The organism is Thalassobacillus hwangdonensis (genome assembly GCF_042675915.1).
Lineage (GTDB): Bacteria > Bacillota > Bacilli > Bacillales > Halobacillaceae > Thalassobacillus_A > Thalassobacillus_A hwangdonensis.
In genome coordinates this window covers 924,762-940,862 of record NZ_JBHTKL010000005.1, presented here as the reverse complement: position 1 = coordinate 940,862, position 16,101 = coordinate 924,762, and the positions used below count along the sequence as shown (strand labels likewise).

The following is a 16,101-nucleotide window of genomic DNA, read 5'->3' as shown; positions in this document are numbered from 1 at the left end:
CTTTACCCAGTAGTATCAATGGATTCATTTATATAATTTAAGCAAAGCTCTCCAAATCCCTTTTTGTTAGTAAGCTTACAGTAATGAAGGCCACCAGAGATAGGAGGACTGGGATGACTACGGTGTGCATGCCCAGGGCTGATGGGAACTGGTAGTGGAACAGAATGTAGCTTCCAATTCCAGTCAGCATGGAAGCGAGCGCGCCTTGGCTGTTACCTCTGCTCCAGTAAAGTCCAAGTACCACCGGCCAGATGAAGGCTGCTTCAAGTCCACCAAATGCGAATAGGTTCAGCCAGATCAGCAGGTTCGGCGGGTCGAGCGCCATCAGGAAGACAGCGATTCCTAAGATAGCTGTGACACCGATGCTAAGTCGCTTCACTTTTTTATGGGATGCTTTCGGTTCGACATAGTTGAGATAAACGTCCTTCACGACTGCAGAGCTTACAAGTAAGAGCAGCGAATCGACGGTTGACATGATTGCCGCCATCGGAGCGGCCAGAACGACTCCTGCAAGCCATGCCGGCAGCACTTCTAATGCAATCAGTGGCATGACCTTATCCCCAACTTCGATGCCTGGCAAAATCGGACGTGCGAACACACCGATTAAATGCATATTTAACATAATAAACCCTACGACAATCGTACCAACGATCAATGCGCGATGCATCGCTCTCGAATTTTTATAGGACATTGCGCGGACGGTCACTTGCGGTAGACCGACAACGCCAACACCAACTAGAATCCAGAACGAGGATACATAGGTAGCGGATAAAGAACCATCGTGACCATATGGCGTGATTAAGTTTGGATTCTCCGCTTGCAGGTCCGTCATGATGTTGCTGATTCCTCCACCGGCAACAATCGTAGCAATCAGTAAAATCAATGTGCCAAGCAGCATAATGATCCCCTGGACCGTATCGGTCAAAGCGACCGCACGGAATCCACCGATGATGACGTAGATGATGACTGAGATTGCAAAAATGAACAGCGCACCGAGATAAGACAGGCCAGTCAGCGATTCAATCAATCTTGCTCCTCCGACCCACTGGGCTGCCATTGCTGAAAATAGGAAAATGATGATACTGAAGGCAGAAATGAGCACAACCCATTTGCTATTGTAACGACCTTTCAAAAAGTCGATCAGCGTTACAGCATTGTATTTCCTCGCCATGATGGCGAACTTTTTCCCAAGGATCATCAGGACGAAATAGCCGGTAGCAACCTGGGACATGGCAAGGAGTACCCAACCTAGTCCTTGCGTGTACGCGACTCCTGGCCCGCCGATGAAGCTGCTGGCGCTTCCATATGTAGCAATCATCGTCATGGCGAGGATGAACCCACCTAATTGACGGCCGCCAAGAAAATACTCTGATAAGAAATTATCGGTGGTTCGGAGCGACTTGCTCGCCCAAAAACCGATTGCGAAAATGATAATAAGAAAAATGACTAACGGTAAAATGACTGCCCAGTTCACGGTTCGCTCCTCCCTTCCTCATCAAATGGGACTTCGACGAACCATTTCTTTACGATGATAGTAACGAGTAGCACCATCACGAGAAAGCCTACGACACAGCTGTAGAAAAACCAGGCTGGTAGTCCGAAGATGAATGTATATTCTTCCGGTGGTTTGGATCCGAGTCCATAAGCGAAGGCGTACCACCAGATGAAGTTGAAAATGACGAGCGCCACGCCGATGAGTGCTTCACGGTTGGCGATTTTAAATCGAGGATCTGATTTTTTTCTTTCCATTATGTACGTCCTCCTTTTACATGTATTTTAACAGAACAATAGTGTAAACGTTATTAATGAATCAGTAACAAGAAAAGAGGATGTCCTGGTGTGGGCATCCTCTCTGTTTGTCTTAATTCATTTGTGAGCGGAGGTATGCGTCGATGAATGGATCGAGATCTCCGTCCATGACGCCTTGGGTGTTTCCGATTTCCTTATTCGTACGGTGGTCCTTCACCATGGAGTATGGGTGGAACACGTAGGAACGGATTTGGCTTCCCCAGCCGATTTCGCTCTTTTCTCCTCGGATTTCATCCAGTTCCTGCTGCTGTCGTTCAATTTCAAGCTGATAAAGCTTTGCCTTCAGCATCTTCATCGCTTTTTCACGGTTCTTGATCTGTGAACGCTCGGATTGACAGGTTACTACCGTGTTTGTTGGTGTGTGGGTAATACGAACAGCGGAATCCGTCGTGTTGACGTGCTGTCCACCTGCACCACTGGAACGGTACGTGTCGATCTTCAAGTCCTCGGTGCGAATGTCGATTTCGATATCGTCATCAAATTCCGGCATGACATCACATGATACAAATGAGGTGTGACGACGGCCTGAAGAGTCAAATGGTGAAATACGGACGAGGCGGTGTACCCCTTTTTCCGCTTTCAAATATCCGTATGCGTTATGACCTTTGATCAGAAGTGTAACGCTTTTCACACCGGCTTCATCACCAGGGAGATAATCCATCGTTTCCACTTTGAAACCTTTATCCTCAGCCCAACGCGTGTACATACGCAGAAGCATGCTCGCCCAGTCCTGGGACTCTGTTCCGCCTGCACCTGGGTGAAGTTCAAGAATTGCGTTGTTCTTGTCATGCGGTTCACTTAACAGCATGTTCAATTCGAACTGACTCAGGTCAGCAGAAAGCTGCTGGACTTCTTCGACAAGCTCTTCCGCCAGTTCCTCATCGCCTTCTTCTTTGACTAGCTCATAGGAAACTTCAAGATTTTCATGGGTTTCCTCATGTTTTTCAAGAATTACGACCATGTCTTTCAGTGCATTTGTTTCGTTGATGACCTTCTGCGCTGCATTCTGGTCGTTCCAGAAATCAGGTGCGGTCATTTCATTTTCTAGTTCTGCAATGCGGGCCTTCTTCTCATCGACGTCAAAGAGACCCCCTGAAGTCCGCTAATAACTTAGCCATTTTATCCAATTCATGACGAATTTCTGCCATATCCATAATGATCACCTCAAAAAGTAGTATGTTGCGTTTACATTGGAAAACACTCTCTCCAGATTGAGAGAGTGTCCTCCTCTATCACTTACCATGACAATTTTTATATTTTTTACCGCTACCGCATGGGCAAGGGTCGTTGCGTCCGACACTGTCTTTCTTGACGAATGGCTGACGTTTCTTCTTAGCAGACTGATCCTGACCGCCGGAAACAGCTGTAGCACCTTTGGCGACTTCCTGACGCTCCAGGTTACTGCGAATCTGTGCTTTCATGACATATCGGGCAACTTCTTCTTCGATGTTTGCAATCATTTCTTCGAACATCGCGAAGCCTTCCATCTGATATTCACGAAGCGGATCGTTTTGTCCGTAAGCTCTCAAGTGGATTCCCTGACGCAGCTGATCCATCTGGTCGATATGATCCATCCACTTCTGGTCAACTGTACGAAGCAGGATGACTTTTTCGAACTCACGCATCTGCTCTGCTGTAAGCTCTTCTTCCTTCTCATTGTAGCGCTGCTTGATTTTATCAATGATCAGATTAATCATTTCTTCTGGGTCTTTACCTTGTAGATCCGATGTAGTCACATCGCCTTCTTCCAGCAGGTTAGCTCGAAGGTAATCTACAATCTTATCAAGCTCCCAGTTTTCATCAAGCTCCTCGGAAGTGTGCGCCTCTACCGTGCGAGTCACCGTTGTTTGAATCATTTCCTCAATTATATTGCGCAGGTTTTCGGAATCAAGTACTTCAAAACGCTGTTTGTAGATGATTTCACGCTGCTGACGAAGTACATCATCATAGGAAAGGATCGTTTTACGAGAGTCGAAGTTATTACCCTCGACACGCTTCTGAGCAGATTCTACAGCACGGGAAACCATTTTACTTTCGATTGGCTGGCTGTCGTCCATTCCGAAGCGGTCCATCATTGCACGCATGTTATCGGAGCCGAAGCGGCGCATCAATTCATCTTCCATGGAAAGATAGAACTGGGATACACCAGGGTCTCCCTGACGTCCGGAACGACCACGCAGCTGATTATCAATACGGCGGGATTCGTGACGCTCGGTTCCGATGACCGCAAGACCGCCAAGATCTTTGACGCCTTCACCAAGCTTGATGTCCGTACCACGACCGGCCATGTTTGTCGCAATTGTAATTGCACCTTGTTGACCGGCGTTTTCAATGATTTCTGCTTCACGGAAGTGGTTTTTCGCGTTCAAAACGTTGTGCTTGATTCCGGCTTTCGTCAAATACCTTGAAATCAGCTCGGAAGTTTCAACGGCAACCGTACCGACAAGTACCGGCTGGCCGCGGTCATATTTTTCCTTGATATCTTCAACAACCGCACGGAACTTCCCATCCATCGATTTGTAGACGAGATCCGCTCTGTCATCACGGATGACCGGCTTGTTCGTCGGAATTGCGATAACGCGCATATTGTAGATGTTGATGAATTCCTCTTCTTCCGTCTTCGCTGTACCAGTCATACCGGCAAGCTTGTCATACATACGGAAAAAGTTCTGGAATGTGATCGACGCAAGCGTCATGCTTTCGTTCTGGATTTCCAGGCCTTCCTTCGCTTCGATAGCCTGGTGCAGACCGTCACTGTAGCGACGACCTTTCATCAGACGACCGGTGAATTGGTCAACGATGACCACTTCACCCTCTTCGACCACATAATCCGTATCTTTGTGCATCGCAGCGTGTGCTTTCAGCGCCTGGTTGATGTGGTGAGTAAGCGAAACGTTGGAAAGGTCGAACAGGTTATCAATTTTGAAAAATTCTTCTGCCCGGTTGATCCCTTCTTCTGTAAGCTGTACACCCTTTGTTTTCACATCATAAGTGAAGTGCTCTTCATTATCGAGCAATCGAACGAACGCATTTGCCCGCTGGTACATATCAGCGGATTTCGATGCAGACCCTGAAATGATCAACGGCGTACGCGCCTCATCGATCAATGCAGAGTCGACCTCATCAATAATTGCAAATGGCAGGCTACGCTGAACCATCTGCTCTTTGTAAAGGACCATATTGTCACGCAGATAGTCGAACCCGAATTCGTTGTTCGTACCGTACGTAATATCTGCAGCATATGCTTCACGTTTCTCGTCCTTGGACATGCCGTTCAGGTTAAGACCGACAGTAAGACCAAGGAAGCTATAAAGCTCACCCATTTCACGCGCATCACGCGTCGCCAAGTAGTCGTTGACCGTGATGATATGGACGCCGTTACCAGAGATTGCGTTCAAGTAAGCCGGCATCGTGGAAGCTAGCGTTTTACCTTCACCGGTTTTCATCTCAGCGATATTTCCGTCATGAAGTGCGATCGCACCAAGCAGCTGGACATTGAATGGACGCATGCCAAGTGCACGCTTCGCCGCTTCACGAACTACTGCGTATGCCTCTACCTGCAAATCTTCCAGCGATTCGCCATTCTGATAACGTTGTTTGAATTCTTCTGTCTTGTTTCGAAGTTCGTCGTCTGACAGCTTTTCCATGTCAGGCTCCATTGCTTCGATATCGTCAGCAATTTTCTGCATCCGGTTGACGTGGCGTTGGTTGCCATCACCGAAAATCTTTTTTAAGGCCTCAAGCATGATAACCGCTCCTCATAAAAAATCTATATGCTTAAATCTTCTTATAATAATAGTTTCGTCCTAAACTATAATAACACTTCCACAAACATCCTGCCAATATGGGAAAAGCTTACGGGATGGCTTGTTCCATTCTGGGTTTTGGATAACGGCTCGGGGAAACTACTCGCTTTCCGCGGGGATGAAGGCAAGCCTCCTCGAGCTATCGCTCTGTGGGGTCTTGCCATCCATCTATTCCCGCAGGAGTCTCGGAGTTTCCCAGACCCTTTATGATTGTTAGTGGAATGGAACAACACTTATATAAAGCTTTAGAAAAAGGATACTTTGATACTAGCTTACTTAATTTAGGATGTTAAGCGGTTCTCTCATTAGGTGAAAATGGGAATTTGCGAGACTCCAGCGGAAAAACGAATGAGTCGAGACCCCGCAGCGAAGCAAGGAGGCTTGACCGTTCGTCCGCGGAAAGCGAGTGAATTCACTGACCATTTTTTTATCTACATCAAGTACCGTTTAACTATTTATAAAGAAAAGAAGCAGTCCTGGGGATGGGCTGCTTCTGATCTGGAGACGTATGGGAGTGTATTGCGGGGAGGCTTGCGTGGTACGCTTAGGGTTTAGCGTTTGGAAGTGAGAGTTACAAGCGTGCCAGGGGTGATGAACGGTACGCAACCTTGGCTTCTTGAGTGAGGAGGAGGTGTTCCACTCCAGATTGCCTGCGATCCAGTTCAAAGACACGCTTGTTTGTAGCAGCAACGATTTCAACCAGCTGAGCAATCGTCTGTTCCTGTTGCTTCAGCCTATGTTGCAGGTCTTGATAGGATTGTTTACAAGTCATGATCATACGTCTCCTTTCGCCTGTGGTTGATGACTACAACTAAAGTTATACCATGGACATTGTCGGGTGAACCAATTGCAGGAATTGAAGAATGGAGGTGATTTGAGGAGATAAAACGCGGTTATTGACGGATTCAGGTTCACTTTCTACATCATTCGACATCCAATATCGAAAAACACCTACTTTTTCTAAATGCTTTCGACAAATTATGCGATACCAGACCTCGCTTCCTTTTCAGCGCATTTAAAAAGGCGACCCCTGTTTCAGGATCGCCTTCGTTTCATTTAATTTTACTGTGGTTCGATTAAACCGTAGCGTCCATCACGACGACGGTAGACCACATTCGTTTCATTTGTTTCAGAATTCGTATAAACGTAGAAATTGTGACCCAGCATATCCATTTGGAGGATAGCTTCTTCAGAGTCCATCGGTTTCAGATCGAAGCGTTTTTGTTTCACAATCTCGAGATCAGAGTCATCCTCTTCCACCGGCAGATTGTTCGCTTCTTTTTCAAGTTCTGCAAATACATATTTCGGAGCTCCGTCCTGACGGAATTTACGGTTGACTTTCGTCTTGTGCTTACGGATTTGTCGCTCCAATTTATCAACCACAAGGTCGATGGCAGCATACAGGTCTGTGTGTTGCTCCTCAGCTCGGAGCAAAAGGTTCTTCATTGGAATGGTGACCTCGATTTCCTGCTCATCATTATAGACACTTAAATTAACATGAACCTCGGAAGTGACTGGCTCATCGAAGTATCTTTCAAGTTTGCCAACTTTCTTCTCGACATAGTCCTTGATTGCTTCGGTCACTTCTAGATTTTCACCACGAATGTTGTATTTCATAATAGAAGTGTCCTCCTTTCATCCTTATGTGATTATTATTCTATCATACCCTGCTCCATTCCTGCATAAACTTTCGGAATTATTTGAATAATTTGTGTCGGAATTTGTTGGGTGGTGTAGAAATGTTTAACAGGGTCTACTTTTACTTTACCCGTTTTGACACAATTATACGATGGACATTGTGTGAACATGAGGGTGAAAAGTCGAATAATTATATGTACTTAATAGCCTGAATTTGCAAAGCCAAACACTAATACCCAGAACAGAATTTTCAATCCGAGTGTGATGAAGCCTGTCACCACTCCGGTAATGGAGAAACCTTTTTTAACAGAACGATTCATTGAAATAAATCCAAAAACGACCGCAAGAATGGCCAATATATAAGGAATAATCGGGATGATGACCAACACAAGACCTACAATTCCTAATACCATTGATGCAATTGCCAGTCCGTTCACTTGTTCTGGTGCAGTTTGCTGTTCATGTTTCGTTTCCATTGATTCATACCTCCTTTCTAATAAATATGGACATCCGCTAAGCTATATTCGCTTCACATAAAAACAGCCTGATTCCGTTCAGGATTCAGGCTGTTTATAATCAGTGGGCTACGTATGGATGGATCAATGCTTGCATCCGCTGCTTCCAGCTTTTGAATGATGGGGACACTTCCTTGATCAACAAGTCGCGTTTTTCATCATTGGTTGGCTGGTCGAACCATTTCGCCAATGAGCGGATGATGTCGCTGAAGTCGGCAAGGAGCGGTTCAAGTCCGTCCTCTTCAAGCAGCTGTTCCATCTGGTTATGTATTTTGCTCAACTGGTCGAACGCGTTCAGTGTGTCGACAAAAACCTGCTGCACCTGTGGTGGAGCTTCGTCTTCAAGGTTGTTCTCCAAGTAGTCAAAACCTTCACTTAGCACATTCAACATCTGATTGTATTCGACTAGCATTTCACTTTGCGTAACACTTATGACTGACAAAGAATCACCTACTTTTTCTTATCCAGGAACATCCCGTCATAGTTGGATACGTTCTGGTAAGGATTTGTGTATTTCTGATTGGAATTTCGCTGTTTCTTCGTATTGCGCATTTCCGTCTTCAGGTCTGTGAAAATGATCTGGAAACGCTTTTGAAGAGCAGGATCCAGTTTTAGAACCGCTTTGATCTGCTGCTTCTCTTCTTCTGTTTCCAAAGCCTCCGGAAGTTTCTGCATCTTCAGCTCCCGTTGATCAAGAATTCGGTTCGCTTCCTGTAGCACTTCTTCCCGATTGCTGTTGGTCACCTTTTGCTGTAGCAGCTCTTTCAGCTCCATCGTCAGTTTGTAGTAAGCTGTCACCTCACTCACTACGCATTCCCACCTTGGCCATATTGCTGAATGCGAGTCTGTTTGATGACTTCCTTCCAAGTATCACGGAAATCAGCTACAAGACTATAAGCTTCGTCCAAGATCTCCTGTTCGTTTTTCAAGTTCGCATCCATCAGACGACGGTTAATATAATCATAGAGCGGCATAATTTCATTCGTGATCGGTGCGTCCGGATCCATCGTCACCATCAGCTCACGAATGATGTTCTGTGCTTTTTGAATGCTTGTATTTTTTTGTTCAAAATTACCTGTTTCCATCGCCTTTTTTGCCTGGGTGATGAACTTTAGGCAACCGTTGTAGAGCATCAACGTCAGTTCCCCTGGTGATGCGGTCTCAACGGAATTATTCTGGTAAGCGGTAATGGACATGCAGCAACACTCCTTATCCTGCTAAATTTTATGATCGACAATGAAGCCAAGCTTTTCAGCCATAGCAGCATAGATATCCAACAGTTTCTTCGGCGGAATTTCCTTGACGACTTCATTTGTAACAGAATCGACGACGGTCACATAGTACTCTTCCAGTTTATCATGAAAGACGAACTGCAAGGATGTATCCGTTCCGTCAATAAAATCGTTCAGGCCTTCGACAACCTCTTCTGCTTTTTCCTTCGTCAAGGGTTCTTTTTCTTCAGTTTTCTTAGATTCGTTCTCTACCTTCTCGTGGATGATTGGTTCTGTTTGGTTCACTCGTTGTAAGGATTGAGAATCAGACACATTAGTCACATTCACAACCACGCAACTCCTTATTCAATTTACCTTTTATATCGGACAAAAGCATCAAAATTGAAGTATTTTCTAATAGAAAAAGCCCAAACCTGTGAGATTTGAGCTTTGAGAGTTTTACATGCCTCCACCGAAGTAGTTCATCAACTGTGACGATTGGGAGTTCATCCGTTGGATCGCTTTCTCCATCTCGGTGAACTGACGCCAGTAACGATCTTCGATTTGAACTAACCTATCCTGGAAACGATCAATTTGGTCGTTCATATCCTTTAGATTTCTTCCCATCGTAAACTGTTCATTCGTGTATGTCGTTCTACCTGCACGTTCATAGATACGATCCATTGTACCCTTCAAGGAGTCCTGCATACGACGAAGAATGCCTTTCTCCTGATAAGTATCTCCATTTGCAGTAAACAATTCCTTCACTGCTTCTGGGTCATCCTGGATTGCCTTTTTCAAATCAGCCTCATTAATTTCTAATTTACCGCCTTCCCGGTAATTAGAAGAAGTAGTAATTCCAATTTGAGCAAGCTGGCTGAACTGAGTAGAAATATTTGAGATTGGGGAGTAGAAATCAGTCCGTAACTGACTTAATCCCCCTGAGAGAAGAGGGTCTCTCTTTAACAGCCCACTCTGAGCTTTTTCGTCCCAAAGCTCTGCCTGTTTCTCAGTCATCGCTTCTCGTTCTTCATCTGTCAGAGGCTTATAATCACGATAATATTCTTCATTCAGTTTTTCATTGATTTTACCTATTGTCTCATTGTACTTTTCAATGAAACCTTTGATATTCTCAAACACTTTCTCGCTATCGGTACTGACGCCGATTGTAGCGGGAGCATGCCCAGATCCAGCTACAGTAGAATCAAATGTGTTTTTCAAAGTGAAAGTTACATCATTAATCTCAAAGGTGTTAGAGAAACGTTCAGTGCTCAAACCGTTTATAGTGAAAGATGCGTTTTGACCACCATCTTCAGTAACTCCAGCAAAACCCAGGACATTATTCAAAAAAGTGCCTGATGTAATGATTTCATCACCAGAGTCATTCAAGTTACCAGTTTGATCCCGAGTCAGTGTTAATTTATCAGAAAAAGAATCGTAGAATGCATTTACACCAATATCTGAATTGTTGATGTCATTGATCACATTATTTAATGATTTAGAACCATCAAAAGCAAAATTCAGCTTTGAAGCATTTCCTTCTTCATCATAGGTTTCCAGTCCGAACGTTCCATACTTCTGCTGGAAGGATACAGAAAAACTTTCCCCATCAGCAATAGCGTCCTTAAAAACCAGATTCCCTGCTGTTTCATCGAGGAGCACTATGTTTGCATCAGCTGCTTGACTTTCGAAAACATCCGGCTCGGTAGTTATAGTGTACGGGGTAGTACCTACGGTAATAGTAGTTCCACCATTAAACGTACTTTCCTCAATCCCGCGCTTACCAAGGCTGAAAACTTTTTGTGTGCCGTTACCAGTGAAGTCAGCAATCTTTTGATCCAGGTAATAATCAACTTCTACATTGTTGTTTTTTGAAAGCGGATCTTTAAAGGTAAGTACACCTGTGGAAGTGTTCAACCATACCTCGCCTTCAGCTAAATCCGCTTCAGAAGTGGCAGTAGTATTGACTGTATAGTTTTTTCCGTCGACTAATACATTCATATTCTGCGAATTGGTAAAATTACCGTAAGTATGGGTTAAGGCTATATCATTTCTTTCTTCAGTCACTTTGATCGTTTCCGATTCCATTACACCATAATTCCAAGTAATAGGTGTAGCAAAGTTGTTTTCTGCATGCATCAACCCTAAGGATGGATCAATTTTATTGGTATTAGATATGGAACCGTTACTTATTTTAGTAGCAGCTGTGGCAAGCTGATCTACTTTGGAAATCGTGTAGGAATTGTCTCCAGAAGCTGGAGTAGCAGTAGCACTTACATTTTGTTCATTGGAAGAAGTAACACTTTTACTTTTATAATTTTTCGAAAGAGTCATATCAATAGAAAGATTTCTTAATTCAAAAAGCAAGGTGTTCATCTCGCGGTATGCATCACGCTTCCATTCGAGTGATTGCTTTTCCTTAGTAAGTTTATCTAAAGGCATACGTTCCACTTTCATTAGATCTTTGACGATGGAGTCTGTGTCAATTCCACTCGCTAAACCACCTATGCGCATATTGTTCATAGCTTTCACCGTCCAATTTAAAGTCTTACTCTATGTATCGGTTAAGAATGTGTACATTTAATGCATTTAATAGAAATAGGTCTTTTCTACTCCAAAATGCTAAATATACCATTAAAACCTGATAAACACGTTAGAAATCTTTTGAATTAAGTGTATGAGAAGTTGACAGGATTTGATACTTTCTTATAGTGTAATCCATTACACTATGAAAAAAATTCTCATTACCCAACATATATTGTAGAGCCTAAAAAAGAGACCCTAGAAAACTAGAGCCCCTTCAAAAATAATTAACGAAGAAGTTGTAAAACACCTTGTGGTTGTTGATTAGCTTGAGCAAGCATTGCCTGAGCTGCTTGTGAAAGTATTGAATTTTTTGTCTGATTCATCATTTCTTTTGCCATATCTACATCACGGATACGCGATTCTGCAGCAGTCAAATTTTCTGAAGATGTACCTAGGTTGTTAATCGTGTGCTCTAATCGGTTTTGGTAAGCCCCCAATTTTGAGCGTTCCGCCGATACGGTAGTAATTGCGCTATCAATTGCACTAATAGCACTATCTGCAGTTCCTTGACTTGAAATATCAAGACCTGCAATTGAAAAAGAATCTGCCGCAGCTAAGGTTGCATTGTTAATTAATGTAGTACCACCAGCATCTTGAAAATCACCACTACCCGCATCAGTTGCAACTACATTTCCGTTAGCGTCTTGAATTTCTAGAGTGCCAGCGTTACTTACAACTGAGTAATCTCCTGCTTCTAATTTATGAGTTGCATCAGTAGCAGTGGTAGAAGCGCCACCAATGGTTCCTACAAGGTCTTGTGATGCCATTCCAAGTGTATTCCCTCTCATATCATCAATGGCTAAACTTAAGTTTTGTCCATTATTAGATCCAATTTGGAATTTACCTGAAAATGAACCGTCTAATAAGTTCTGCGTGTTAAATTCAGTATTATTACCAATTCGTGACAATTCTTTAGAAAGTTGATTAACTTCTTTTTGAAGTTCTGTTCGATCTGAATCAGTATTAGTATCGTTAGAAGATTGAACCGCTAGTTCTCGCATACGCTGTAGTATAGAATGAGATTCATTTAATGCCCCTTCGGCTGTTTGAATTAAAGAAATCCCATCTTGAGCATTTCTAGATGCTTGATCCAAACCACGAATTTGGCCACGCATTTTTTCAGAGATTGCCAGACCTGCAGCATCATCACCAGCTCTGTTAATACGTAATCCTGATGATAACTTTTCCATTGACTTTGACTGGGCATTATTTGCAGCACCCAACTGTCTATAAGTGTTTAAAGCTGCAATATTATGATTAATTCTCATTTTTAAACTTAATCCTCCTTGATTATATTAGGATACATCCTTGTATTCCTTATAAAGTTACCTTAGAAGTTGAAGCACCCCTTGAGGTTGTTGATTAGCTTGAGCAAGCATAGCTTGAGCTGCTTGGCCAAGAATTGAGTTCTTTGTTTGATTCATCATTTCTTTAGCCATGTCAACATCACGAATACGGGATTCAGCAGCAGTTAAATTCTCTGATGAAGTACCAAGGTTATTAATAGTGTGTTCTAGACGATTTTGGTATGCTCCTAGTTTCGAGCGCTCAGCAGATACTTGCTTTATTGCATCATCCACTACTGTGATAGCTGAATCTGCATCACTCTGAGTCTGTATTCCACCAGATCCTGTTAAAGTTGCATCTTTTAATGCATTAACCTGAGTACCTGAATTTGTTCCTATTGCTGTACTTCTCATGTCATTTATTGTTAGTGAAATTGACTGAGTAGCATTTGCACCAACATGAAACTTCATATTCGTGGCATCACCTTGACCATCTAATAAATTTTTAGTATTAAATTGAGTTTGGTTGCCAATTCGGTCTATTTCATCAATTAACTCATTGACTTCTTTCTGAAGTTCCTTACGATCATCAGCAGTGTTAGTATCGTTAGAAGATTGTACTGATAATTCTCGCATCCGCTGAAGGATAGAATGTGTTTCATTCAATGCACCTTCCGCAGTTTGAATTAATGAAATGCCATCTTGTGCATTACTTTGTGCTTGATCTAAACCACGGATTTGCCCCCGCATTTTTTCAGAAATTGCAAGACCTGCTGCGTCATCTCCAGCACGATTAATACGAAGCCCTGACGATAGCTTTTCCATAGAATTTGATTGAGCATTGTTTGCAGCTCCTAGTTGACGGTAAGTATTTAAAGCAGCAATGTTGTGATTAATTCTCATTATTAATTTCCTCCTTGAATATATGTTTGTTTCACATCCTTGTGAAACACAGTCACAAATGGCTAAAGTCGGCCGCCTTTAGTTTCATTTGATCTACTACTTATATCGGCTTGACCTGAAATTGTTTAATCTTTTTCAGTACTTTTTTCAGTACTTTTTTTCAACAAATCCATCCAATTATCCGGAGTATGAGCTGCTTGTTTATTTTCTTCTTGTATTTTGATATAAATTTCCTGGCGATGGATTTCAATATGCCTTGGCGCACTGATTCCAATTTTAACTTGATCTCCATCAACAGAAATCACTTTCACTTCGATATCATCAGCGATTTTAATCGATTCATTTGGCTTCCGATTTAATACGAGCATGTTTCTCTTCCTCCTTTTCTATAAGGAGGTGTTTTGTTTTATAGGACGAATCATTCAGTATTACCTGTTTTCCTGTACCCTTCTTGTAATTCACAATGATTGGCGCTTGAAGATTTGCTGTAGTTTTTTCAAAAGGGTCATGTATTGTAAGTACAGCGAGCACCATCACGTCAGAAGAGGATTGAATTTCAATCGCTTCCCTTGTATTGACGTTAAGAGTAAATTCATAGTTACTAAAGAATAAGTAGGGATTGGTAACAATTAAAGCGACTTGTTCATTATGTATAGATTGAAGCACGTGGTAGATATTTTCTTCATTTAACGGGAGAACAACAAATTCCTTTTCATTTTCAAATGCAGGCAGTCCTTGTACAAAGTGAATCACTTGATTTGAGTCAATACTTGTTTCACCAAAATATTTCGTGTTGATCTTCATTGAATACCCTCCATTATATTTCTGTTTCAAAACGGTAGCCTACATATTTCAATCCATCAAAATCAATGTTCAACTCAGGATACTGCTCTATGTAAATAGAAACATCACCTTTTGTGTAATTAATTTGAGGTTTTTGAGGAATAACGTCAATTACCGGCTTATTTGGTCTTACGTCTATTTCCGCTCCCCCAACTTCATAGGAAAGATTAACGAGGTCATAAGTTGGCATGCCTCCATGCTGGACGAAAAATTCATACCTTGCATTTCTTTCCGCCTGTGCTGCAATAGGATTTCCGTCATTTTCAATTCGCATCAGTTCGTCCCCTTCTTGCGATATCCTAGCAATGCCTTCAAGAAGCGCTTGCCTTGCATGATCAGCTGTTTCCCTTGTACGTACAAAACTGCTTTTTAATCCAATGTTGTTCCAGGCATTTGTCTGGTCAATCGAAAGCTTTCCTTTTTTCTGTTTAATAGAAAGGTCAGCTTTTGGTTGTTGAATACTAACTTGCGCATTTGGTTGCTGCATAGTTAACTCTGCATCTTTACTATCCATTCCAATCCGTGCCGACTGAGATTGGATTCTTATTTGTGGAAAATTCATACGCTGACCCCCTATCAACTTTTTCACTAAAAGAAAAGCCATCTGATAGACAGATAGCTTATCTTAGAAAATCCATAAGACTAGGTTGTATAATACGCGCACCTACTCCCAGTGCTGCACGATGTACACTTTCCTGGGTCTTCAAGTCTGTGATCAATTTATCTATATCTGCATCTTCATTATCAGACAACATTTTCGTCGCATTATATTCTTGGTTTGCCAGACGATCTTCGACCAGTTCCACTCGATTCATCCGTGCTCCCAGATCAGCTCGTTCATTTACAATATCATCAATTCGCTGATCCAGGTTTCCTAGGAAGTCGCCAATTTCCTCATCCCTGCCACTATCAAGTGCAGTCTCCAGTTTTTCCAGATCGGTAAAGAGCCCTTCCGAAAAGACTTCCCGCGGATCAATATTCGCTTTCAGCTTCACACCTTTAGAAATTTCAATCTCTACCGGTAGGTTATTTTCACTGAATTGCTTAGGTGTGGTACCTAAATCAACTGGCTTGTTTTGTGTGTCACTTCCGTTGAAGATATACTTACCATTTACCTTTGTATTTGCAATATCCTCTAAGTGTTCTTTCAGCTGACCAACTTCTTCAGCAATATTTTTACGCTGTCCATCCTCATATGTTCCGTTACTCGCCTGAACAGTCAATTCACGGATGCGTTGCATTGCCTGGGTCGCTTTATCCAATGCACTATCAGAGTTATCCATCCAGTTGTACATTTCCCCAAGGTTTCTCTGGAACTGTTTCACTTCTGTAAGCTGCGTGCGATAGTTCATGCCCTTCATAGCTACCACTGGATCATCGGAAGGACGACTGATTTTCTTACCAGTTGATAACTGTTCCTGGTACTTCCCCATCCGCTCATAGCTGTTGCTTAAATTACGTAGCATGTTGTTACTAAGCATTCCTTGTGTTACTCGCATGTTCA

Annotated in this window: 19 protein-coding genes; 1 reads left to right on the top strand and 18 read right to left on the bottom strand. The window is 42.7% G+C overall.

Annotated features, from left to right (window positions below; translation table 11 throughout):
• Positions 1–37: 37 nt before the first annotated feature.
• The 4 genes from panF to secA form a co-directional block, all read right to left on the bottom strand.
• Positions 38–1,474: a sodium/pantothenate symporter gene (gene panF, locus ACFQ2J_RS14100; RefSeq protein ID WP_386061717.1), complete on the bottom strand. Its 1,437-nt coding sequence runs from the start codon at positions 1,472–1,474 to the stop codon at positions 38–40.
• Positions 1,471–1,749 (bottom strand): YhdT family protein, encoded by a 279-nt coding sequence (locus ACFQ2J_RS14095; protein ID WP_386061714.1) that lies wholly within the window; start codon positions 1,747–1,749, stop codon positions 1,471–1,473. Before ACFQ2J_RS14095 ends, panF begins: the two co-directional genes overlap by 4 nt.
• Before the next feature lie 112 nt (positions 1,750–1,861).
• A protein-coding gene (gene prfB / locus ACFQ2J_RS14090) for a peptide chain release factor 2 (protein ID WP_386061712.1) occupies positions 1,862–2,963 on the bottom strand; the annotation gives its coding sequence in 2 pieces (ribosomal slippage) (positions 1,862–2,890 and positions 2,892–2,963; 1,101 coding nt in all).
• A 78-nt stretch (positions 2,964–3,041) separates the two neighbouring features.
• Positions 3,042–5,555 (bottom strand): preprotein translocase subunit SecA, encoded by a 2,514-nt coding sequence (secA, locus tag ACFQ2J_RS14085; protein WP_386061709.1) that lies wholly within the window; start codon positions 5,553–5,555, stop codon positions 3,042–3,044.
• A 408-nt stretch (positions 5,556–5,963) separates the two neighbouring features.
• On the opposite strand from secA, the gene ACFQ2J_RS14080 reads away from it, so the two are divergent.
• The gene (locus ACFQ2J_RS14080; protein WP_386061705.1) at positions 5,964–6,170 is read left to right on the top strand and encodes a hypothetical protein; all 207 of its coding nucleotides are present in this window, start codon (positions 5,964–5,966) and stop codon (positions 6,168–6,170) included.
• A 16-nt stretch (positions 6,171–6,186) separates the two neighbouring features.
• Here ACFQ2J_RS14080 and ACFQ2J_RS14075 read toward each other — a convergent pair whose 3' ends face one another.
• From ACFQ2J_RS14075 to flgL, 14 genes are all read right to left on the bottom strand, one after another.
• On the bottom strand, positions 6,187–6,387 hold the full coding sequence (locus tag ACFQ2J_RS14075; RefSeq protein WP_386061703.1) for a hypothetical protein: 201 nt from the start codon (positions 6,385–6,387) through the stop codon (positions 6,187–6,189).
• 290 nt (positions 6,388–6,677) lie between these two features.
• Positions 6,678–7,232 carry a ribosome hibernation-promoting factor, HPF/YfiA family gene (hpf, locus tag ACFQ2J_RS14070; protein WP_386061700.1) on the bottom strand — a complete coding sequence of 185 codons (555 nt, stop codon included), beginning with the start codon at positions 7,230–7,232 and terminating at the stop codon, positions 6,678–6,680.
• A 221-nt stretch (positions 7,233–7,453) separates the two neighbouring features.
• On the bottom strand, positions 7,454–7,729 hold the full coding sequence (locus tag ACFQ2J_RS14065) for a DUF4190 domain-containing protein (protein ID WP_386061697.1): 276 nt from the start codon (positions 7,727–7,729) through the stop codon (positions 7,454–7,456).
• A 100-nt stretch (positions 7,730–7,829) separates the two neighbouring features.
• The gene (locus ACFQ2J_RS14060) at positions 7,830–8,210 is read right to left on the bottom strand and encodes a hypothetical protein (RefSeq protein WP_386061694.1); all 381 of its coding nucleotides are present in this window, start codon (positions 8,208–8,210) and stop codon (positions 7,830–7,832) included.
• A gap of 8 nt (positions 8,211–8,218) precedes the next feature.
• The gene (locus ACFQ2J_RS14055; RefSeq protein ID WP_386061691.1) at positions 8,219–8,575 is read right to left on the bottom strand and encodes a flagellar protein FliT; all 357 of its coding nucleotides are present in this window, start codon (positions 8,573–8,575) and stop codon (positions 8,219–8,221) included.
• The gene (gene fliS / locus ACFQ2J_RS14050) at positions 8,575–8,964 is read right to left on the bottom strand and encodes a flagellar export chaperone FliS (RefSeq protein ID WP_386061689.1); all 390 of its coding nucleotides are present in this window, start codon (positions 8,962–8,964) and stop codon (positions 8,575–8,577) included. The genes ACFQ2J_RS14055 and fliS overlap by 1 nt, the downstream gene beginning before the upstream one ends.
• Positions 8,965–8,985: 21 nt before the next feature.
• Positions 8,986–9,327: a flagellar protein FlaG gene (gene flaG, locus ACFQ2J_RS14045; protein WP_386061686.1), complete on the bottom strand. Its 342-nt coding sequence runs from the start codon at positions 9,325–9,327 to the stop codon at positions 8,986–8,988.
• A 111-nt stretch (positions 9,328–9,438) separates the two neighbouring features.
• On the bottom strand, positions 9,439–11,502 hold the full coding sequence (gene fliD, locus ACFQ2J_RS14040) for a flagellar filament capping protein FliD (protein ID WP_386062513.1): 2,064 nt from the start codon (positions 11,500–11,502) through the stop codon (positions 9,439–9,441).
• A 287-nt stretch (positions 11,503–11,789) separates the two neighbouring features.
• On the bottom strand, positions 11,790–12,833 hold the full coding sequence (locus ACFQ2J_RS14035; RefSeq protein WP_386061683.1) for a flagellin N-terminal helical domain-containing protein: 1,044 nt from the start codon (positions 12,831–12,833) through the stop codon (positions 11,790–11,792).
• A gap of 57 nt (positions 12,834–12,890) precedes the next feature.
• Positions 12,891–13,754 (bottom strand): flagellin Hag, encoded by an 864-nt coding sequence (gene hag / locus ACFQ2J_RS14030; protein ID WP_386061680.1) that lies wholly within the window; start codon positions 13,752–13,754, stop codon positions 12,891–12,893.
• A gap of 125 nt (positions 13,755–13,879) precedes the next feature.
• Positions 13,880–14,122, bottom strand: coding sequence for a carbon storage regulator CsrA (gene csrA / locus ACFQ2J_RS14025; protein WP_386061656.1), 243 nt, complete (start codon positions 14,120–14,122; stop codon positions 13,880–13,882).
• Positions 14,094–14,558, bottom strand: coding sequence for a flagellar assembly protein FliW (fliW, locus tag ACFQ2J_RS14020; RefSeq protein ID WP_386061653.1), 465 nt, complete (start codon positions 14,556–14,558; stop codon positions 14,094–14,096). Before fliW ends, csrA begins: the two co-directional genes overlap by 29 nt.
• A gap of 13 nt (positions 14,559–14,571) precedes the next feature.
• Positions 14,572–15,159: a DUF6470 family protein gene (locus ACFQ2J_RS14015; protein ID WP_386061650.1), complete on the bottom strand. Its 588-nt coding sequence runs from the start codon at positions 15,157–15,159 to the stop codon at positions 14,572–14,574.
• Positions 15,160–15,217: 58 nt separating this feature from the next.
• Positions 15,218–16,096: a flagellar hook-associated protein FlgL gene (gene flgL, locus ACFQ2J_RS14010; RefSeq protein WP_386061647.1), complete on the bottom strand. Its 879-nt coding sequence runs from the start codon at positions 16,094–16,096 to the stop codon at positions 15,218–15,220.
• Between the last annotated feature and the right edge of the window lie 5 nt (positions 16,097–16,101).